Origin of the sequence: Streptomyces sp. SID13726, assembly GCF_010548375.1 — a bacterium.
Lineage (GTDB): Bacteria > Actinomycetota > Actinomycetes > Streptomycetales > Streptomycetaceae > Streptomyces.
This window is the reverse complement of sequence record NZ_JAAGLY010000004.1, coordinates 503,698-524,097: the sequence shown is the minus strand read 5'-3', so window position 1 is coordinate 524,097 and position 20,400 is coordinate 503,698. Positions and strand designations below refer to the sequence as shown.

Genomic DNA, 20,400 nt, shown 5'->3' with positions numbered 1-20,400 from the left:
GTCGCTGAATCGTGGAGAACCTGATCGCGCTGCTCATCGCGGCGCCTCTGCTAGGAGCGGCGGTCCTGCTGACCGGCGGCCGGCGGCTGGACGCCGTCGGCCACTGGATCGGCACCGTCCTCGCCGGCGCCTCCTTCGTGTTCGGCGCCGTCCTCTTCGCCGACCTGCTCGGCAAGGACGCCGAACACCGCACGCTCACCCAGCACCTGTTCAGCTGGGTGCCGGTCGAGGGCTTCCAGGCGGACGTCGCCTTCCGCCTCGACCAGCTGTCGATGACGTTCGTGCTGCTGATCACCGGCGTCGGCTCGCTCATCCACCTGTACTCGATCGGGTACATGGAGCACGACGAGCGTCGCCGCCGCTTCTTCGGCTATCTGAACCTGTTCCTCGCGGCGATGCTCCTGCTCGTCCTCGCCGACAACTACCTGCTGCTGTACGTCGGCTGGGAGGGCGTCGGTCTCGCCTCCTACCTGCTGATCGGCTTCTGGCAGCACAAGCCCAGCGCGGCCACCGCGGCCAAGAAGGCGTTCCTGGTCAACCGCGTCGGCGACATGGGCCTGTCGATCGCGATCATGCTGATGTTCACGACCTTCGGCACCTTCGCCTTCGGCCCGGTCCTCGGCAGCCACGAGGAGCCCGGGCTGGTCACCGGCGCCTCCGAGGCCACGCTCACCGGCATCGCCCTGATGCTGCTGCTCGCCGCCTGCGGCAAGTCCGCCCAGGTGCCGCTGCAGTCCTGGCTCGGGGACGCGATGGAGGGCCCGACCCCGGTCTCGGCCCTCATCCACGCCGCGACCATGGTGACCGCGGGCGTCTACCTGATCGTCCGCTCCGCCAACATCTTCAACCTCGCCCCGGACGCCCAGCTGGTCGTCACCGTCGTCGGTGCCGTCACGCTCCTGTTCGGTGCGATCGTCGGTTGCGCGAAGGACGACATCAAGAAGGCCCTCGCCGGTTCGACCATGTCGCAGATCGGCTACATGGTCCTCGCCGCGGGCCTAGGCCCCATCGGCTACGTCTTCGCGATCATGCACCTGGTGACGCACGGCTTCTTCAAGGCCGGGCTCTTCCTCGGCGCCGGTTCGGTCATGCACGGCATGAACGACGAGGTCGACATGCGGAAGTACGGCGGCCTCAGGAAGTACATGCCGGTCACCTTCGTGACGTTCGGCCTCGGCTACCTGGCCATCATCGGCTTCCCTGGCCTGTCGGGCTTCTTCTCCAAGGACAAGATCATCGAGGCGGCCTTCGCCAAGGGCGGCACCGAGGGCTGGATCCTCGGCGCCTGCGCCCTGCTGGGCGCGGCCATCACCGCCTTCTACATGACGCGCGTGATGCTGATGACGTTCTTCGGCGAGAAGCGCTGGCAGCCGGATGCCGAGGGCCACGAGCCGCACCCGCACGAGTCCCCCAAGTCCATGACGATCCCCATGATCGTGCTGGCCTTCGGATCGGTCTTCGCGGGCGGCATCTTCGGAATCGGCGACCGCTTCCTGCACTGGCTGGAGCCCATCACCGGCCACGACCACGGAGACGCGCCGATCAGCGCGACCGCGGTCACGGCGTCCACGGTGGCCGTCATGGTCATCGGCGTCGCCATCGCCTGGCTCCAGTACGGCCGCCGCCCGGTCCCGGCCGTCGCCCCGCGCGGATCGCTGCTCACCCGGGCCGCCCGGCGCGACCTGCTCCAGGACGACTTCAACCACGTGGTCCTGGTCCGCGGCGGAGAACACCTCACGCGGTCCCTGGTCTACGTCGACCACAGCCTGGTCGACGGAGTGGTCAACGGCACGGCGGCCTCGGTCGGCGGCCTCTCCGGGCGGATGCGCAAGCTGCAGAACGGCTTCGCGCGGTCGTACGCGGTCTCGATGTTCGGCGGTGCGGCCATCCTCGTCGCCGCGACCCTGCTGATGAGGGCGGTCTGATACCGATGTCCTTTCCTCTGCTGACAGCGACGGCGGCCCTCCCGGCGATCGGGGCGATCGCCACGGCCGCCGTACCGGCCGCGCGACGCACCGCCGCCAAATGGCTGGCGCTGCTCGTCTCGCTCGCCACACTCGCCCTCGCGATCGTCGTCCTGGTCCGCTTCGACCCGGACGGCGCCCGCTACCAGCTCACCGAATCGCACGCCTGGATCGCGGAGTTCGGGGTGCGCTACGAACTGGGCGTGGACGGCATCGGGGTGGCGCTGCTCGCGCTGACCGCGCTGCTGATCCCGTTCATCATCCTGGCGGGCTGGCACGACGCCGACCCCCTGGAGACCGGAAGCAGGCGGTGGCGGCCGACACAGGGCTTCTTCGCCCTGATCCTGGCGGTCGAGGCGATGGTGATCATCTCCTTCGAGGCCACCGACGTCTTCCTCTTCTACATCTTCTTCGAAGCCATGCTGATCCCGATGTACTTCCTCATCGGCGGCTTCGGGGACCGGGCCCACGCCGGCTCCGACGAGAACGCGGCGGCCCAACGCTCGTACGCCGCCGTGAAGTTCCTCCTCTACAACCTGGTCGGCGGCCTGATCATGCTGGCCGCGGTGATCGGCCTCTACGTGGTCGCCGGGAACTTCAGCCTCACCGAGATCGCCGAGGCGCGGGCCAACGGCTCGCTCGACATGGCGACCAACACCGAGCGCTGGCTGTTCCTCGGGTTCTTCTTCGCCTTCGCGGTGAAGGCGCCCCTGTGGCCGCTGCACACCTGGCTGCCCAACGCGATGGGCGAGGCCACCGCCCCGGTTGCCGTCCTCATCACGGCGGTCGTCGACAAGGTGGGCACCTTCGCGATGCTCCGCTTCTGCCTCCAGCTCTTCCCGGAGGCCAGCAAGTGGGCCACGCCCGCGATCCTCGTCCTAGCGGTGATCAGCATCATCTACGGGGCGCTGCTCGCGGTCGGCCAGCGGGACATCAAGCGCCTGGTGGCGTACGCGTCGATCTCCCACTTCGGCTTCATCATCATGGGCATCTTCGCGATGACCAGCCAGGGCCAGTCCGGCGCGACGCTCTACATGGTCAACCACGGGATCTCGACGGCCGCGCTGATGCTGGTGGCCGGCTTCCTGATCTCGCGGCGCGGCTCGCGGCTCATCGCCGACTACGGCGGTGTCCAGAAGGTCGCCCCGGTGCTCGCCGGCACCTTCCTGATCGGCGGCCTCGCGACCCTGTCGCTGCCGGGGCTCGCGCCCTTCGTGAGCGAGTTCCTGGTCCTGGTCGGCACGTTCGCGCGCTATCCGGTGATCGGCATCATCGCCACCTTCGGCATCGTGCTCGCCGCGCTCTACACCCTCGTCCTGTACCAGCGGACGATGACGGGCCCGGTGAAGCCGGAGGTCTCCGCGATGCCCGACCTGCGGATGCGTGAGCTCGTGGTCGTCGCGCCGCTGGTCGTCCTGCTGATCTTCCTGGGCGTCTACCCGAAGCCGGTCACCGACATCGTCAACCCGGCGGTGAAGTCGACCATGTCCGACGTACACAAGAAGGACCCCAAGCCCGAGGTGGAGGCGGCCAAGTGAGCGCAGTAGCCGTCCACAGCCTGTGGACAACCGCGGCCGACCCGATCTCGAAGATCGACGCGCCGAAGATCGAATACGGGCAATTGTCGCCCACCCTGATCGTCGTGGGCGCGGCGATCATCGGAATCCTGGTCGAGGCCTTCGTCCCGCGCAGGACCCGTTACTACGCCCAGCTGTTCGTGTCCGCCGTCGCCCTGTGCGCGGCCTTCGCGGCGGTCGTCGCGCTCGCCGCCGACGGGTACGCCACCACCAAGGCGGGCATCGCGGCCATGGGCGCGATCGCCGTCGACGGACCGGCCCTGTTCCTCCAGGGCACCATCCTGCTGGCGGGCCTGGTCGGCCTGTTCACCTTCGCGGAGCGGCGGCTCGACCCCGAGACGCACGGCAACCGCGTCGACTCCTTCGCCGCCCAGGCCGCCTCGGTACCGGGCAGCGACAGCGAGAAGGCGGCCGTCAAGGCCGGGTTCACCACCACCGAGGTGTTCCCGCTGCTGCTCTTCGCCGTCGCCGGCATGCTGATCTTCCCGGCCGCCAACGACCTGCTGACGCTGTTCGTGGCCCTGGAGGTCTTCTCCCTGCCGCTGTACCTGCTGTGCGCCCTGGCCCGCCGCAAGCGGCTCATGTCGCAGGAGGCCGCCGTCAAGTACTTCCTGCTCGGCGCGTTCGCCTCGGCGTTCACCCTGTTCGGCATCGCGCTGCTGTACGGCTACGCGGGCTCGGTGTCGTACGGCACCATCGCGCAGGTCGTCGACGGCACCGTCACCACCGTGGACCCGGCGCTCGCCGACACCATGGGCAACGACGCGCTGCTGCTCATCGGCTCCGCGATGATCATCATGGGTCTGCTGTTCAAGGTCGGCGCGGTGCCGTTCCACATGTGGACCCCGGACGTCTACCAGGGCGCGCCGACCCCCGTCACCGGCTTCATGGCGGCGGCGACCAAGGTGGCCGCGTTCGGCGCGCTGCTGCGCATCCTGTACGTCGTGCTGCCGGGCCTGCGCTGGGACTGGCGGCCGGTCATGTGGGCCGTCGCGATCGTCACCATGCTCGGCGGTGCGATCGTCGCGATCACCCAGACCGACATCAAGCGGCTGCTGGCGTACTCGTCGATCGCGCACGCGGGATTCATCCTCGCGGGTGTCATCGCGACCACGCCGGACGGGGTGTCGTCGGTCCTCTTCTACCTGGCCGCGTACTCGTTCGTGACGATCGGCGCCTTCGCCGTGGTCACACTCGTACGGGACGCGGGCGGCGAGGCGACGCACCTGTCCAAGTGGGCGGGCCTGGGCCGTCGTTCGCCGCTGGTGGCCGCCGTGTTCGCGGTGTTCCTGCTGGCCTTCGCCGGTATCCCGCTGACCTCCGGCTTCGCCGGGAAGTTCGCCGTGTTCAAGGCGGCGGCGGAGGGCGGGGCGGCACCGCTGGTCGTGGTCGGTGTGATCTCGTCCGCGATCGCCGCGTTCTTCTACATCCGGGTGATCGTGCTGATGTTCTTCAGCGAGCCGCGTCCGGAGGGGCCGACGGTCGCCGTGCCGTCGCCGCTCACGATGACGGCGATCGGCGTCGGCGTGGCGGTCACGCTGGTGCTCGGTGTGGCGCCGCAGTACTTCCTGGACCTGGCGAACCAGGCGGGAGTGTTCGTGCGCTGATCAGGCGCCTGCTCGCGACGGCAGCGGCCCGGCTCCCCCGGACAGGGAGCCGGGCCGCTGTGGCGTGCCGGGACGGGGCTACTGACTGTTGTCGCGGCGCGCTTTGATCTGCGTGAGGTCCAGGTCCACCGGGAAGGGGACGTCCAGCTTCATCCGCTCACGGAAGATTCCCACGCTGGTGTACGCGCGGGTGGTGGGCTCCAGCTCGAACGCGTGCACGGCTGCGCGGCCCTTCTCGTTCTCCACCCTCCAGTAGTAGGGGATCTTCGCGCGGGCGTACTTCAGCGGCTTGGTCTCGCGGTCCCGGGAGACGGAGTCGGGCGAGACGACCTCGATGGCCAGGAGGACCGCTTCCACCGGGAAACGGGTCTGTTCCGCGTCCTCTACGACGTCCCCGCGCACGACGACCACGTCCGGCTCGGGGCGATTCTGCCGGTCGATGTCGATGGTGAACTCGCGGATGACCTCGAAGTCCGCCGGGGCCAGTGACTGGAGCTGCCACTCGAAAAAGCTCACAGCGCGCGAGTGAAAGAGGGTCTGCGGACTCACGAAGACCAGGCTCCCGTCGATCAGTTCCGTATGCGGAGGCAGATTCGGGAGGCGGTCCAGGTCGTCGGCGGTCCAGCCGCCTTCCGGCGGGCTCGGCCAGGTGGGCTTGGACGCCTTCGGTGCGACGCTCATCAGTGCTCCCATGGGACGGAGTCTCGCCGGTCCATTCAGACTATCCGCCGGAAACCGTCAGGTCTCCCACGAACGTGTGAGCGACGATCGTGTCCTTGACGCGGGTCCAGGAGTCGGCCTGTGGATAACTCCGACTGTGTCAGTCCGGCCCCCTATCGTGGACGCAGTGGTCGAAGGACGACGTACGGGGGACGGGACTATGGGCGGGATGGGCGGGATCAGCGAGATGCCAGGGATCACCGGGACACCGGGCGGGAGCGACAGCGAGGCACTGGCCACGCTCCACCGGGTCTTCGGATACGACGCCTTCCGCGGCGAGCAGGAAGAGATCATCGAGCATGTGGTGGCCGGCGGGGACGCCGTGGTCCTCATGCCGACCGGCGGCGGCAAGTCGCTGTGCTACCAGATTCCGTCCCTGGTCAGACCCGGCACGGGCATCGTCGTCTCACCGCTCATCGCGCTGATGCAGGACCAGGTCGACGCGCTCAGGGCGCTCGGTGTGCGGGCCGGGTTCATGAACTCCACGCAGGACTTCGACGAGCGGCGCGTGGTGGAGGCGGAGTTCCTCGCCGGGGAGCTCGACCTGCTCTACCTCGCGCCGGAGCGGCTGCGGCTCGACTCCACCCTCGACCTTCTCTCCCGGGGCAAGATCGCCGCCTTCGCCATCGACGAGGCGCACTGCGTCTCGCAGTGGGGCCACGACTTCCGGCCCGACTACCTCGCCCTCTCCCTGCTCGGCGAGCGCTGGCCGGACGTCCCGCGGATCGCGCTCACGGCGACGGCCACCCACGCGACCCACCAGGAGATCACCCAGCGGCTGAACATGCCGACGGCCCGGCACTTCGTGGCGAGCTTCGACCGGCCCAACATCCAGTACCGGATCGTCCCGAAGGCCGACCCCAAGAAGCAGCTGCTGGCCTTCCTGCGCGCGGAGCACGCGGGCGACGCGGGCATCGTGTACTGCCTCTCGCGCAAGTCGGTGGAGGCCACGGCCGAGTTCCTCTCGCGCAACGGCATCGAGGCGGTCCCGTACCACGCAGGCCTGGACGCGGGCACCCGCGCCGCCCACCAGTCCCGGTTCCTGCGCGAGGACGGCCTGGTCGTGGTGGCGACCATCGCCTTCGGCATGGGCATCGACAAGCCGGACGTCCGCTTCGTCGCCCACCTCGACCTGCCCAAGTCCGTCGAGGGCTACTACCAGGAGACGGGCCGCGCGGGACGTGACGGCCTGGCCTCCACGGCCTGGATGGCCTACGGCCTCAACGACGTCATACAGCAGCGCAAGCTGATCCAGTCCGGCGAGGGGGACGAGGCGTTCCAGCGCCGGGCCGCCGCCCACCTCGAATCCATGCTGGCGCTGTGCGAGACCGCCCAGTGCCGGCGCGGACAGCTCCTGATCTACTTCGGCCAGGAGCCGGAACCGACGGGCTGCGGCAACTGCGACACCTGTCTGACCCCGCCGGAGACCTGGGACGGCACGGTCGCGGCCCAGAAGGTGCTGTCGACCGTGGTGCGGCTCCAGCGGGAGCGGGGGCAGAAGTTCGGGGCGGTGCAGATCGTCGACATCCTGCTCGGCAAGCGCACCGGCAAGGTCATCCAGTTCGACCACGACCAGCTGTCCGTGTTCGGCATCGGGGAGGAGTACTCAGAGGGCGAATGGCGCGGTGTCGTACGGCAGTTGCTGGCCCAGGGGCTGCTCGCGGTCGAGGGCGAGTACGGCACGCTGGTGCTGACCGAGGCGAGCGGGGCGGTGCTGCGGCGGGAGCGGGAGGTGCCGCTGCGCAAGGAGCCGAAGAAGCCCGCGACCGCCAAGACCAGCTCCTCGTCCGGGCGGGGCAAGGCCAAGGCCGCGGTGGCCGAGCTGCCGGAGTCGCTGGTGCCGGCCTTCGAGGCACTGCGGGCCTGGCGGGCCGAGCAGGCGCGGGAGCAGGGCGTCCCGGCGTACGTCATCTTCCACGACGCCACGCTCAGGGAGATCGTGACGGTGTGGCCGACCTCGGTGCGGCAGCTCGGGAGCGTGGGCGGGGTCGGCGAGAAGAAGCTGGCGACGTACGGGGAGGGCGTGGTCGGGGTGCTGGCCACGCTGGAGGGGCCCGGGGGAGGGGCCGGTCAGGGTGGAGCCGCTTCCGTCGGGACCGCTGCCACTGGGACCGCTGCCACTGGGACTGCTTCCGCCGCGACCGCTTCGGGCGGGGCCGCCTCTGCCAAGTCCCCCGCGACGACCGACGAGGACGATCACTGGCCCGAGATGGACGCCGAGCCCGAGCCGGAGGACTGGATATAGGGGGCTGGATATAGAGGACTGCTCGGTCGGCTCCGGGTGGCCCTGGCTGGTTCAGCCCGGCCGGTTCAGTCCGGTGCGTGCGTCAGGGCGGTGACGTAGGCGTCGAGCCGTTGCTCAACGGCTCGTGCCGTCAGGTCTGTTCGCCCTGCCTCGCGCCAGGCCCGCGCCACCGGCCGTACGTCCTCGGAGAACGCGAGGGCGTGCCGCACCTGCCAGTACAGGCGCTCGTCCGGGTCCGCGGCCAGGACCCCGCCGGCCTCCTCGTACGCCTCGGTGAACCGCCGGCCCCAGGCCGGGCCGTGCAGCAGGGCGAGGTTGGTGGAGCAGTGGGCGACGTCCAGGTCGGCCGGGCCCCAGGAGGTCGCCGCCCAGTCGACGACGGCGGTGATGAGCGGGGCCGCCGGGCTCTTGGGTGATGCGTCGAACAGGACGTTGCCGGGGTGGAAGTCCCGGTGCAGGAAGCGTCCTCGGTACGGCGGGGCGGGGCTGCGGATCAGGTCGATCGCCGTGGTCCAGGCCGTCGGGTCGGCGCACGGGGGGACGACGACGGTGTCGGCGGTCGTCAGGGCCACGTACTCCCGGGGGCGTTCGGCGGGACGCAGGGCGTGGATGGCCACGAGTCGGCGGGCCAGGAGGGGGACGCGGGTCTCGATGCCCTCGTCGGTGAGGACGGTCCGGCCCGGGAGGTGGGTCATGAGGAGCGACGGGTGCTCGCAGTGGACGGCGGTCGGATCGACGGCGATCAGCTCGGGGGCCGGTAGGTCGGTTCCGGCGAGGAGGGGCAGGGCGTCGGCTTCCCTGTGCAGCCACTCCTCGGCGTCTGCCACGTCGACGTAGGTCCGCAGCACCAGGAAGCGGGTGTCGCCGTCCGGTGCGGCGACGGTCAGGCGGCGCATCTCGGCGGTGCTGCCGCCGTGCAGGGGCTCGGATTCGACGACTCGTTCGCCGGTGGCGAGATGCCGGCCGACCCAGGTCAGGGTCGACGGCCGGACCGACCCTGACCGGTCGTGGCTGCTCACGGGGCCAGCCCACCATTCGGACGGCGGCCCGCGCAAAGGGATTTGACGGAGGGGAGGAGGTGACGGGGTGAGGGCGGTGATGAGGGTGGCGCGTCGCGCGGTGGCGGTTCTGCGGACACCGGGGCCGGGACACCGGGGCCGGGACACCCTGGTGGGCGTCCCGGCCGGGCGGTGCGGGTGGGCGGTGCGAGTGGGCCTGTGGCTACGGGTTCTGCGAGCCCCTCGCCAAGCCCCGTGCCGCGTAGGCCCTGACGTCCGCGTCCGAGTCGGTCGTCGCCGTTGCCAGGGCCGCGCGGGCGTCCTCGGTGCCGTTGTGCCGGGTCAGGGCCAGGACGGCGGCCTTGCGGACGTCGGCGTTCGGGTCGGCGAGGGCCTTGGCCAGGGCGGGGACGGCGAGGTCGGGGGCGGCGGCGGACAGGGCGGTCGCGGCACCCGACCTGACCTGCCACGCGGTGGCCGACAGGGCGGTCACGGCGCGGGTGGCCAGGGGTTCCCGGCAGCCCGTGGTGCCCAACGCGCCGTAGGCCGCGCCCTGGACGAGGGCGTCGGGGTCCTCGGTGAGACGGGCCAGGGCGTCGAGGACGGCGTCGAGCGGGTGTTCCGCCGACACCGTCGCCAGCGCCTTGGCGATCGTCACGCGGACCTCGCGGGACGGGTCGGCGGTCGCCGCGCGGGCCAGTTCGGCGGCGGCGTCCACCGAGACGAGGGCGCGGACCGCCTCGATCCGGACCGGGATGTCCGTGTCGGTGAGGGAACCGGCGAACAGGTCCGCGTCCCCGAGGCGCAGGGCACGCAGGACATCCAGGGCGGCGGCGCGGACGACCGGGTCGGGCACGGCGAGAGCGGCGGCGAGGCCGTCGCGCAGGGCGGGCTCGGGCGGCAGGGTCTCCACGAGTTCCCGCAGGGACGCGGCGGCCGTGGCCCGGACCTCGGCGGCCTCGTCGCGCAGTGCCCCGGCGAGGGCGGGACCGGTGCCCGAGGGCAGCGTCTCGGTGAGCACGGCGACCGCCTCACGGCGGACGGCGGACGCGGGGTCGGCCAAGTAGGGCCGCAGGGCGTCGAGTTCGGGCTCCTCCTCGGCGAGGGCGACGAGTTCGAGGAGCCGGGCGGCGGTCTGCTCGGCGGTGGGTCGGGCGACGGTTCGGCCGGGGTGGGCACCGACCGACGTGGCCACCTGTGGCTCACCCTGCGACGCACTTTGCGACGCACCTTGCGCGACCGCCTGTGCCGCCACCCGCTCTGCCACCTGCACGGCGACCTCCGCCGTGACCGCCACCCTGCCTTCCACCGCGACCTCCGCCACCCCCTGAGCAGTCACCGCCACCGGCGCCCGATCCCGCGCCCCCGCCGTCGCCACGTTCTCCGCGTGCACCTCGCCGAGGTGTCGCGAAGGGCCGCCGACCGGTGTGAACTCCTCGATGGGGACCAGGTAGGGGGCCACCGGGCGGGCCGTGAACTCCATCGCGCCGGAAGGGGACTTGTACAGGTCGAGGTGGTGGAACCAGGAGGCGTCGTCGCGGTGCGGGTGGTCGAGGCGGTCGTGGTAGAGGCCCCAGCGGGACTCCGTGCGGGCCAGGGACGCGCGCGCGGCCATCTCCGCGCAGTCCCGGATGAAGGAGACCTCGGCGCAGCGCATCAGCTCGTGCGGGGTCCGGGCGCCCATCTCGGCGATGTCGTCCCGCATCCGCTCGAAGGACTCAAGGGCCAGGGAGAGCCGGGCGCCGGACTTCGGCGGGGCCACGTAGTCGTTCACGAAGCGGCGCAGCTTGTACTCGACCTGGGGCTGCGGCGGGCCGTCGGGGTTGTGCAGCGGGCGGTAGATCAGCTCGTGCGCCTCGCGGAGCTGGTCGGCGGGCAACTCCCCTTCGTACGCCGAGTACTGGGACGCGTCCGCGCCCGCGAGGTCGCCGAAGACGAACGCGCCGATCATGTAGTTGTGCGGGACGCAGGCGAGGTCGCCGGCGGCGTACAGACGGGGGAGGGTCGTACGGGCGTGGTCGTCGACCCGGACCCCGGACGCCGAGTGGCCGCCGCAGAGGCCGATCTCGGAGATGTGCATCTCGATGTCGTGGGTGCGGTAGTCGTGGCCGCGGCCCTCGTGGAAGGTGCCGCGCGTGGGCCGCTCGGTGGAGTGCAGGATCGACTCCAGGGACGAGATCGACTCCTCCGGGAGGTGGCTCAGCTTGAGGTACACCGGACCCCGGTCGCTCGCGACCTCCGCCGCGAACTCGGCCATCATCTGGCCGGACCAGTAGTCGGAGTCGACGAAGCGCTCGCCGTGCCGGTTGACCTGGTAGCCGCCGAAGGGGTTGGCGACGTAGGCGCAGGCGGGGCCGTTGTAGTCCTTGATCAGTGGGTTGATCTGGAAGCACTCGATGCCGGTGAGCTCGGCGCCCGCGTGGTAGGCCATGGCGTAGCCGTCGCCCGCGTTGGTCGGGTTCTCGTAGGTGCCGTAGAGGTAGCCGGAGGCCGGGAGGCCCAGGCGGCCGCAGGCGCCGGTCGCGAGGATCACCGCGCCCGCGCGGACCGTGACGAAGCCGCCGGTGCGGGTGTTGAAGCCGACCGCCCCCACGGCCCGCCCCTCGGCGGTGAGCACGCGCACCGGCATGACCCGGTTCTCGATGCGGATCCGCTCCCGCATCTCGCGCCGCCGCAGCTGCCGGTAGAGAACCTTCTTGACGTCCTTGCCCTCCGGCATCGGCAGCACGTAGGAGCCGGAGCGGTGGACCTGGCGGACCGCGTAGTCGCCGTGCTCGTCCTTCTCGAACTTCACGCCGTACGACTCCAGGCGCTGCACCATGCCGAAGCCGCGGGTGGCGGTCTGCCGGACGGTGGACTGGTCGACGATGCCGTCGTTGGCGCGGGTGATCTCGGCGACGTAGTCGTCGGGCTCGGCGCGGCCGGGGATGACCGCGTTGTTGACGCCGTCCATGCCCATGGCGAGGGCGCCGGAGTGCCGGACGTGGGCCTTCTCCAGCAGGATGACGTCGGCGCCGTGCTCGGCGGCGGTCAGCGCGGCCATGGTCCCGGCGGTGCCGCCGCCGATGACGAGGACGTCGCAGGAGAGCTCCTCGACGTCGGTGAGCGCGGGGATCTGCAGAGGGGTGTCCACCAGGGTGCCTTTCACGTTCCGGCTCACGTACCGAGCGAGGTCAGGACATCGCGGCGCAGAGCCACGCGCGCGGGGTCGTCGTGCGCCGAACGGTCGCGCGGGCGCGGCACTTCCCGTACGGCGGTCAGGCGGCCGTCGCCGAGGAGGGCCACGCGGTCGCCGAGGAACAGGGCCTCGTCCACGTCGTGGGTGACGAAGACGACCGTGGCGCCCGTGCCCCGGAGCACGTCGACCAGCAGGTCCTGCATGCCGGCGCGGGTCTGGGCGTCGAGGGCGCCGAAGGGTTCGTCCATGAGGACGGCACTGGGCCGCCCGGCGAGGGCGCGGGCCAACTGGGCGCGCTGGCGCTGCCCGCCGGAGACCCGGTGCGGCAACTGCCCCGCGCGGTCGGCGAGTCCGACCCGGCCGAGCCAGGACTCGGCCTGCGCGCGCCGTTCGGTGCGGGACAGCCCCTTGATGGCGAGGGGGAGTTCGACGTTGGCGCGCAGGGTGCGCCAGGGCAGCAGGGCGTCCTCCTGGAAGACCAGGGCGCGTTCGGCCCCGGGACCGGTGAGCGGCCGCCCGTCCTGGGCGACCTCGCCCGCGAGCAGCGGCAGGAGGCCGGCCAGGGTGCGCAGCAACGTCGACTTGCCGCAGCCGGAGGAGCCGACCACGGTGAGGATCTCGCCGGGGACGATGTCGAGGTCGACACCGGAGAGCACCGGCGCGTCGGGACGGCCGAGACCGGCGGCGGTGAGGGTGAGGCGGGTGCCGCGCGCGGGCGACGGCGCCTGGGCCGCCGTGTCGACGACGGTGTCAGACGAGGTGCTCATCGCGTGCCTCCTCCGGCTCGGATGCGGGTTTCCGGGCAGTGCGGGAGGGCGTCGGCGCGGGGGACTTGGGGGCCTTGGGCCGGCCAGGCCCGTACGACGTCCTCGGCAGCCACCGCGTCAGGCGGCGCCCCAGCAGTTCCACCGCCGTGGAGGTGAGCCAGCCCAGGACGCCGATGGTGACCATGCCGACGAAGACGCCGGCGTAGTTGACGACGGTGTAGTCCTGCCAGGTCCGGTAGCCGACGCCGTACTGGCCGGAGATCATCTCGGCGGAGATGACACAGATCCACGAGACGCCGATGCCGACCGAGAGGCCGCCGAAGATGCCGGGCAGGGCGCCCGGCAGGACGACCGAGGCGAGGATCCGCCACCGGCCGCCGCCCATGGTCAGCACCGCCTCCTCCCACACCGGGGTCAGCGCGCGGACCGCGTGCCGGGTGGAGACCAGGACCGGGAAGAAGGCGGCGGTGAAGGTGATGAAGACGATGCCCTGCTCGTTCGAGGGGAACAGGAGGATCGCCACCGGTACCAGGGCGATCGCCGGGATCGGGCGGATCACCTCCAGCACCGGTCCGAGCAGGTCCTCGGCCAGCCGGGAGCGCGCCACGAGCACGCCCGTGGCCACGCCGAGCACCGCTGCGAGCAGGAACCCGGTGAGGATGCGGGTGAGGCTGTCGGTGAGGTCCGTCCAGTAGTCGGCGCCGGAGAGGCGGTCGGCGAAGGTGCGGGCCACATCGGTGACCGTGGGGAACTGCGAGAAGCGCAGCCACAGGTCGATGTCCAGGCTGGTCAGCAGCTGCCACACGCCGAGGGCGACCGCGAGCGAGGCCGCCCTGAGCGCGTACCGGCCGGCTTTCGGGAGGGGCCGGCTCACGACGCCTGCTCCAGGGCGTCGGCGTACGTGACGACACGGGCACCGCCGTGCGCGGCGACGTAGGCCCGCGCGGTCTCCGGGGCGACGAAGGGCAGCAGCCGGGAGCCGTCGGCCACCCAGACCGCCTTGTCGGCGAACCAGAGGGTGCCGGTGGTGGCGTCGGGGACGTAGGCGGCGCGGATGCCGTCCTTGTGCGCGGAGACGTACTTCAGCACCTCCGCGGGTGTCTTGAAGCTCTGCGTCTCGGTGGCGCCCTTGGGCCAGACCTCGCCGGCGGAGGCGGCCGGGGCGGCGGCGAGGCGCTTCGCGTACCCGGACCCCAGGGCCTTCTTGACGTACTGGTCGTCGACGAAGGAGTCCACGTCGATGTCGCCGGTCAGCTTGGCCGCCTTCAGGACCGAGACGTCCTGCTTCAGCGCGGAGACCAGCTGGGGCTTGACCGCCGGGTCGAAGGTGGCGATGCCGTGGGCGCCGTTGTAGAGGTAGACGACCTCGGCGGGCAGCCCGGTGGCCTTCGCGACCGACTCGGCGGCGGCGACCGGGTGGTCGTTGAGGTAGTCCGTGGCCTCGGCCTGGGCCTTCAGGAACGCCTCCAGGACCGCCGGGCGCTGCTCGGCGAAGTCCTCGCGGGCGGTGACCCCGTGGAAGGTGGGGAGGTCGAGCTCGGCACCGTCGTAGAGCGCCTTCGCCTTGCCCTGGAAGGTGAGGAGGCCCGGCCAGGCGACGAACTGGGAGAGCGCGTCCGTGCTGCCCGCCGTCAGGGCCGAAGCACCCACCGCGGGCTGCTGGTTGAGCTTCTCGATGCCCTTGTCGGGGTCGATGCCGGCGCGCTGGAGGGCCCGTACGAGGGTGCCGTCGGCGGCGGAGCCGACGCTGGTGGAGACCTTCTTGCCCTTCAGGTCGGAGAGGGCGGCCAGTTTCGAGTCCGGGGAGGTGACGATCGTGTTGAGGCCGCCGCGGAGGTTGTAGCCGGTGACCGAGACCAGGCGGGTGGGCTTGCCGAGCTGCTTGCCGCGGGCCGCGTTGATGAGGAGCGGGAAGTCGCCCATCGAGCCGATGTCGATCTTCCCGGCGGTCATCTGCGCGGTGATGGGGGCGCCGGTGGCGTAGTCCTGCCAGTCGACCTTGTAGGTCTTGCCGTCGTGCAGGGAGTTGAGCTGCTTCTCGAAGTAGCCGAGGGAGCGCAGCAGGGTGCCGGCGGTGACCGTGTTGATGGTCTTGGACTGGTAGCCGACGGTGACGGTGACCGTGGAGCTGTCACCGGCCTGGGCGCTGCCGCAGGCGGCCAGCGGCGCGAGCAGCAGCAGGACGGCGATGACTGGTTTGTGTTTCATGGGAGTTCGGGGGCCTCTCACCGCAGCAGATAGGGCATGTTGACCGTCACGGCTCCGGTGGGACAGCGGGCCGCGCACGGGCCGCAGTACCAGCACTCGTCGACGTGCATGTAGGCCTTGCCGCTGCTGGTGTCGATGGCGAGGGAGTCCAGCGGGCACATGTCCACACAGAGCGTGCAGCCGTCGATGCACTTCGACTCGTCGATGGTCACGGGCACGTCGGCCCGCTGGGGCGACAAGGGCATGGCTGTCTCCAGGAATGTGCGAGCAGGGGGTTCTACGGGTCTACAGAGAGCGGTGCAGCAGGCCGCTCATGGTGATGCGGTCGCCGCGGAAGCGGATGAACTCCAGGTCGACCGGGCGGCCGTCGGCGAGGTGCGTGAGGCGTTCCAGCATCAGTACGGCGGCGCCGCGCGGCGCTTCCAGTACGGCGGCGGAGTGGGCGTCCGCGTTCACCGCCTCCAGGGTGATCTCGGCGTGGCCGAGGCCCTGGCCGGTGATCGTCTCCAGGAGGCGGAAGACGTCGGTGTTCTCCAGGTCGGCGCCGAGCAGGGCGGTGCCGATGTCGAGGGGGAGGTAGGTGAGGTCGAGGGAGAGGGGCAGGCCGTTCAGCCGGCGCAGGCGCTCTATGTAGAGGACATCGGTGCCGGGGGCGACCTGGAGGCGCTGGGCGGCGGCGAGGGGGGCGGGGGCGGGGCCCATGGTGCGGACCTCGTTGGTGACCGTGCCGTGTTCGCGGAGGGTTTCCGCGAGGCCCATCAGACGGTCCAGGCCGTGCGGGTACTTCTGGCCCACGACCACGGTGCCGACGCCGGGCAGCCGCTCGACCAGGCCTTCCGCGCGCAGCAGGTCCAGGGCTTGGCGGACCGTGTTGCGCGAGGCGCCGTACTCGGTGGCGAGGGTGGACTCGTGGGGGAGGGTGCCGCTCTCGAACCCGCCGGTGAGGACCTGCTGGCGCAGCAGATCGGCGAGCTGCCGCGCCTGGTCCGCCCGCAGCCGGCGCCGGGCCCGGGCGGCGACGGTGGTCGCGCCCTGCCCTGCGTGGTCCCGGATACGGTCGGTGGCTGGCATGGCTGGAACCATACCTACCTGGTAGGAAAAGCTGTGTTGCGGGATTGTTGCGCCACCTGACGGGGTGACGGATAAGGCCCTGACCTGCGGTTTCGGGTGCTGCGAGGTGAGATGTGCCACCTGTGGGGGAGCGCAGGGGTGCCTGCGACCCACCCTCTACGCCAACGCCGACAACCCCGGCCCGAAGACGATCAGCAACGGCAGCAGCGGTACCAGCGTCGCCATCGCCGTGGTGAGAGCCCGTTGCCGGCGAAGCAACCTCGGCGGCGGCTCCAGCAACCGGTCCACCCGCTCGCCCAGCAGCCGATGGCTGGACGCACAGGACAGCACCCCCCGATGCTGGTTCAAGGAGATCAGCGCCAACGCCGTCGTCAGATGCCCGCACCGCCGGGACGCGGTGTCGTCCGCCGCCAGCTCCACCAGCCGATGCGTCTGGTCACAGAAGTGGGCGAACAACGGCACCCGCGGAAACCCCGTGGCCAGCGCGGTCGACAGATGCAGCAACCAGTCGTGACGGGCCCGCGCGTGCCCCCGCTCATGGGTGAGTACGGCGTCCAGCTGATGGTCGGTGAGCCGGTGCAGCGCCCCCGTCGTCACGATCAGCTGCGCCGGACTGCCCGGCATCCACCAGGCGTCCGGATACTCGTCCTCCAGCACGAGCAGCGGCCCCCGCGTCAGCGCCCCGAGCCCGGCCGGCAGATCCGGCGCCCGCTCCCGCAGATGCGCCCGGGCGGCCCCGCGCCGCCGCCGCGCCTCGACCAGTTCGCGGGCCAGCATCGCCGTGGTCCACCCGGCACCGGCCGCCAGCAGCAGTGTCAGCGTGACCGCCCAGACCGGCGCGGCCGAGAGGTCGTAGGCCGCGGTCACGGCCGGCGGGGCCGGGGCGAACACATGGTCGCGGACGGTGTGGAAGACCGCGGCCGCGCCCAGCACCAGCGCCGTCAGACAGCACAGCAGCACCGTGGCGACCAGGCACTGCCACACCCACAGGCCGACCACCGGCTCCCGTTCGGGCCACGCGGCCCGGGTGAGCGCACGCGGAACCGGCACGGCGGCCGCCACGGCGACGGCGCTCAGAAGGAGCAGGCAGAGAGTCATGCCACGGGCTCCGGATCCTGATCGGAGACAGGGGAGGTGGGGCTGTGCAATGAGGCGGTGAGACGGTGAGGCAGCGAGACGGTCCGGGGCGGCCGGTACGTCGTCCCACGTATGCCGCCCGCCGCCAGTATGCCGTGAGCCGACGCCCTACGGCAGGACTCGAACAGCCCCGGACACCTCACACACCCCCGAACACCCACCGGCCACCAGCCACCTCACACACCCCCAGCCACCACCCGCCCCACGACATCCCCCAGCCCCACCCTGACCCCGTCCGGCCCCGGCGCCCACGCCGACAGCGTCACCACATCCCCGTCCTCCAGGAACGTCCGCTTCCCGTCCGGGAGTTCCAGCGCGTCCCGTCCGTTCCAGGTCAGCTCCAGCAGTGAACCCCGCTCGCCCGCGGAGGGCCCGCTCACCGTGCCGGAGCCGTACAGGTCGCCGGTCCTGAGCGACGCCCCGTTCACCGTCATGTGCGCCAACTGCTGGGCCGCGGTCCAGTACATGGTGGAGAAGGGCGGCTCGGACACCACGTGGCCGTTGACCGCGACGGAGATCCGCAGGTCGTAGCCGCCCGGCTCGACCTCGGGGGCGGAGTCGTCCAGATACGGCAGCAGTTCGTGCGTGCGCGCCGGGGGTGCCACCCGGGCCTCCTCCAGCGCGTCCAGCGGGGTGATCCACGCCGACACCGACGTGGCGAAGGACTTCCCGAGGAACGGTCCGAGGGGGACGTACTCCCAGGCCTGGACGTCCCGCGCCGACCAGTCGTTGAGCAGGCACAGCCCGAAGACGTGCTCGCGGAAGTCACCGAGCCCGACCGGCCGGCCCAGCTCGGACGGCACGCCGACCACGAAGCCGACCTCCGCCTCGATGTCGAGCCGTACGGAGGGGCCGAAGACGGGTGCCGCGTCCGGGGCGGGCCGGCGCTGCCCTGAAGGCCGTACGACATCCGTCCCCGACACCACGACCGTGCCCGCGCGGCCGTGGTAACCGATCGGCAGGTGCTTCCAGTTGGGGGTCAGGGAGTCGGGGGCGTCGGGCCGGAAGATCTGGCCGACGTTCCGCGCGTGGTGCTCGGAGGCGTAGAAGTCGACGTAGTCCGCGACCTCGAAGGGCAGATGGAGGTCGACCGCAGACAGCGGGTGGAAGTGGTCCGCGATCGCCTCCCGGTGCGCCGGGACCGTCACCCACGCGGTCAGCGCGCGCCGGACGTCCGACCAGGCGGTGCGGCCCGCGGCCAGCAGGGGGCCGAGCGACGGCCGGGCGAGCAGCGAGGCATAGGGGGAGCCGAGAGTGGTGGCCGCCGCGCCCGCGTCGAGGACGTGGTCGCCGAGCCGGACGCCGACGGTCCGCGGGGAGGACGCGGTGGAGAAGACGCCGTAGGGAAGGTTGTGCGGGCCGAAGGGGTCGCCCTCGGGGACATCGAAGGGGGGCATGGGGTGCTGCCTCACTCTCGAGCGTGCCGTGCGGTCCGGATGGTCGCGCCACACGTTACGTCCGAGCCGCCGCCGACGGGAGTGTCTAAAGGGTTAGCAATGTGACCAAAGAGTTGGCAATGTCCCGTTAAGGCATAGTCGGAGCGGACCATTCCGGCTTAGCGTCCTTTGCGAGACACGGACGGGATGGGTGGGGTCGCGTCCGTTGGGGGACGCGTGGGGGGACCGTGGCCAGGAGCGCGAGCAGTGTGCCATTCGGGGCCGACCAGGAAGTTCCGGCCCTGATCGTCAAGTTCGGCGACTATCCGCTGCACCACGGCGGGGTCGGCGCGATCCGCAGTCTGGGCCGCCTCGGCGTGCCCATGTACGCCATCACGGAGGACCGCTGCACACCGGCGGCCGCCTCCCGGTACCTCACGCGTGCCTTCGTCTGGCCGACGACCGGCACCGAGGACCCGGGCCGGCTGGTCGAGGGACTGATCCGGATCGGGCGCCGCATCGGCCGCCCCGCCGTCCTCGTGCCGACCGACGAGGAGGCCGCGGTCCTGATCGCCGAGCACCAGAACGACCTGCTCGGCCGCTTCCTCTTCCCGCGCGTGGAGCCCGGCCTCCCACGGCGCCTGGCCAGCAAACAGGGCCTGCACGAACTGTGCGTGGAGCACGGCATCGCGAGTCCGGAGGCCGCCTTCCCGCAGTCGTACGACGACATCGCCGCGTTCGCCGAGAAGGCCCGCTTCCCGGTGGTGGCCAAGAACCGCGAGGCGTTCGTGCGGCGCCGACATCCCGCCGTGAACGGCACCACGCGCATCGCCACCCGCGAAGGGCTGCTCGCCCTCGCCCGTGACTGGGGCGAGCGGCCCGGGGTGATCCTCCAGGAGTACCTGCCCAGGGAGGAGGCCGAGGACTGGATCGTGCACGCCTACTTCGACCAGGACTCCACCCCGCTCGCCATGTTCACCGGCGTCAAGGTGCGCTCCTGGCCACCGCACGCGGGCATGACGGCCAACGCGTACGTCGTCGACAACCCGGAACTCGCCGACCTCGCCGCACGTTTCATCAAGCAGATCGGCTACACCGGCATCATCGACCTCGACCTGCGCTTCGACCGGCGCGACGGCCAGTACAAGCTCCTCGACTTCAACCCCCGCATGGGCGCCCAGTTCCGGCTCTTCGAGAGCGAGTCGGGGGTGGACGTCGTCCGTGCCATGCACCTGGACCTGACCGGGCGGACCGTTCCGGAGGGGGAGCAGCGGGCCGGGCACCGCTATGTCGTGGAGAACATCGACCTGCCCGCCCTGCTGGCCTACCGCCGCAGCGGCTATACGACCCCGCACGCGCCGAAGCGGCCCAGCGGGACCGAGCTGGCCTGGTTCGCGGGTGACGACCCGCTGCCGTTCCTCACCATGCTCGGACGCTTCGTGCGACCCGGCGCCAAGCATCTCTACCAGCTGTGGCGCGCCAACCGCCGCGGCAGCGCGACCCATTGAAGAGCGGTACCACCACGAAGTGACGAAGTGACGTCCTGGGGAGG

General features: G+C 71.3%; 15 protein-coding genes. 5 read left to right on the top strand and 10 right to left on the bottom strand.

The window, feature by feature from the left end; translation table 11 throughout:
- Positions 1-11: 11 nt before the first annotated feature.
- Genes nuoL through nuoN form a run of 3 tightly spaced genes read left to right on the top strand, consistent with a single transcriptional unit; the run spans position 12 to position 5,148 of the window.
- Complete coding sequence (gene nuoL, locus G3I78_RS13640) at positions 12-1,925, top strand: NADH-quinone oxidoreductase subunit L (RefSeq protein ID WP_164423916.1); 1,914 nt, start codon at positions 12-14, stop codon at positions 1,923-1,925.
- A gap of 5 nt (positions 1,926-1,930) precedes the next feature.
- Positions 1,931-3,502: an NADH-quinone oxidoreductase subunit M gene (locus tag G3I78_RS13635; RefSeq protein WP_164423914.1), complete on the top strand. Its 1,572-nt coding sequence runs from the start codon at positions 1,931-1,933 to the stop codon at positions 3,500-3,502.
- Positions 3,499-5,148, top strand: coding sequence for an NADH-quinone oxidoreductase subunit NuoN (nuoN, locus tag G3I78_RS13630; protein ID WP_164423912.1), 1,650 nt, complete (start codon positions 3,499-3,501; stop codon positions 5,146-5,148). Before G3I78_RS13635 ends, nuoN begins: the two co-directional genes overlap by 4 nt.
- Positions 5,149-5,226: 78 nt before the next feature.
- Here nuoN and G3I78_RS13625 read toward each other — a convergent pair whose 3' ends face one another.
- Positions 5,227-5,829 carry a Uma2 family endonuclease gene (locus G3I78_RS13625; protein ID WP_164423910.1) on the bottom strand — a complete coding sequence of 201 codons (603 nt, stop codon included), beginning with the start codon at positions 5,827-5,829 and terminating at the stop codon, positions 5,227-5,229.
- 199 nt (positions 5,830-6,028) lie between these two features.
- On the opposite strand from G3I78_RS13625, the gene recQ reads away from it, so the two are divergent.
- Positions 6,029-8,113: a DNA helicase RecQ gene (gene recQ / locus G3I78_RS13620; RefSeq protein ID WP_164424207.1), complete on the top strand. Its 2,085-nt coding sequence runs from the start codon at positions 6,029-6,031 to the stop codon at positions 8,111-8,113.
- 65 nt (positions 8,114-8,178) lie between these two features.
- Here the strand turns inward: recQ and G3I78_RS13615 are convergent, their stop codons facing one another.
- The 9 genes from G3I78_RS13615 to fahA all read right to left on the bottom strand — a co-directional run bounded on the left by G3I78_RS13615 (position 8,179) and on the right by fahA (position 18,869).
- A complete protein-coding gene (locus G3I78_RS13615) occupies positions 8,179-9,132 on the bottom strand; it encodes an aminoglycoside phosphotransferase family protein (RefSeq protein WP_164423908.1) in 954 nt (317 codons plus the stop codon).
- 202 nt (positions 9,133-9,334) lie between these two features.
- The gene (locus G3I78_RS13610) at positions 9,335-12,244 is read right to left on the bottom strand and encodes a fumarate reductase/succinate dehydrogenase flavoprotein subunit (protein WP_343243736.1); all 2,910 of its coding nucleotides are present in this window, start codon (positions 12,242-12,244) and stop codon (positions 9,335-9,337) included.
- A 23-nt stretch (positions 12,245-12,267) separates the two neighbouring features.
- Positions 12,268-13,056 carry an ABC transporter ATP-binding protein gene (locus G3I78_RS13605; RefSeq protein ID WP_164423906.1) on the bottom strand — a complete coding sequence of 263 codons (789 nt, stop codon included), beginning with the start codon at positions 13,054-13,056 and terminating at the stop codon, positions 12,268-12,270.
- Positions 13,040-13,930 carry an ABC transporter permease gene (locus G3I78_RS13600; RefSeq protein WP_164423904.1) on the bottom strand — a complete coding sequence of 297 codons (891 nt, stop codon included), beginning with the start codon at positions 13,928-13,930 and terminating at the stop codon, positions 13,040-13,042. Before G3I78_RS13600 ends, G3I78_RS13605 begins: the two co-directional genes overlap by 17 nt.
- Complete coding sequence (locus tag G3I78_RS13595) at positions 13,927-15,264, bottom strand: ABC transporter substrate-binding protein (RefSeq protein ID WP_164423901.1); 1,338 nt, start codon at positions 15,262-15,264, stop codon at positions 13,927-13,929. Before G3I78_RS13595 ends, G3I78_RS13600 begins: the two co-directional genes overlap by 4 nt.
- A 17-nt stretch (positions 15,265-15,281) precedes the next feature.
- A complete protein-coding gene (locus tag G3I78_RS13590) occupies positions 15,282-15,509 on the bottom strand; it encodes a ferredoxin family protein (RefSeq protein WP_164423899.1) in 228 nt (75 codons plus the stop codon).
- Positions 15,510-15,549: 40 nt separating this feature from the next.
- Positions 15,550-16,335, bottom strand: a complete 786-nt coding sequence (locus G3I78_RS13585) for a GntR family transcriptional regulator (RefSeq protein WP_164423897.1) — start codon at positions 16,333-16,335, stop codon at positions 15,550-15,552.
- Between the two features lie 156 nt (positions 16,336-16,491).
- The gene (locus G3I78_RS13580; RefSeq protein WP_164423895.1) at positions 16,492-17,433 is read right to left on the bottom strand and encodes a M56 family metallopeptidase; all 942 of its coding nucleotides are present in this window, start codon (positions 17,431-17,433) and stop codon (positions 16,492-16,494) included.
- Positions 17,434-17,648: 215 nt separating this feature from the next.
- Entirely contained in the window at positions 17,649-18,869 is a 1,221-nt protein-coding gene (gene fahA, locus G3I78_RS13575; protein WP_164423893.1) for a fumarylacetoacetase, read from the bottom strand.
- Positions 18,870-19,117: 248 nt separating this feature from the next.
- On the opposite strand from fahA, the gene G3I78_RS13570 reads away from it, so the two are divergent.
- Entirely contained in the window at positions 19,118-20,356 is a 1,239-nt protein-coding gene (locus G3I78_RS13570; RefSeq protein WP_164423891.1) for an ATP-grasp domain-containing protein, read from the top strand.
- Positions 20,357-20,400: the final 44 nt, after the last annotated feature.

Bases quoted from the DNA above. Each gene is read 5' to 3' on its own strand.
- G3I78_RS13635 (WP_164423914.1), top strand. From the start codon at position 1,931: ATGTCCTTTCCTCTGCTGACAGCGACGGCGGCCCTCCCGGCGATCGGG.
- G3I78_RS13625 (WP_164423910.1), bottom strand. From the start codon at position 5,829: ATGAGCGTCGCACCGAAGGCGTCCAAGCCCACCTGGCCGAGCCCGCCG.
- recQ (WP_164424207.1), top strand. From the start codon at position 6,029: ATGGGCGGGATGGGCGGGATCAGCGAGATGCCAGGGATCACCGGGACA.
- G3I78_RS13605 (WP_164423906.1), bottom strand. From the start codon at position 13,056: ATGAGCACCTCGTCTGACACCGTCGTCGACACGGCGGCCCAGGCGCCG.
- G3I78_RS13595 (WP_164423901.1), bottom strand. From the start codon at position 15,264: ATGAAACACAAACCAGTCATCGCCGTCCTGCTGCTGCTCGCGCCGCTG.
- G3I78_RS13590 (WP_164423899.1), bottom strand. From the start codon at position 15,509: ATGCCCTTGTCGCCCCAGCGGGCCGACGTGCCCGTGACCATCGACGAG.
- G3I78_RS13585 (WP_164423897.1), bottom strand. From the start codon at position 16,335: ATGCCAGCCACCGACCGTATCCGGGACCACGCAGGGCAGGGCGCGACC.
- G3I78_RS13580 (WP_164423895.1), bottom strand. From the start codon at position 17,433: ATGACTCTCTGCCTGCTCCTTCTGAGCGCCGTCGCCGTGGCGGCCGCC.
- fahA (WP_164423893.1), bottom strand. From the start codon at position 18,869: ATGCCCCCCTTCGATGTCCCCGAGGGCGACCCCTTCGGCCCGCACAAC.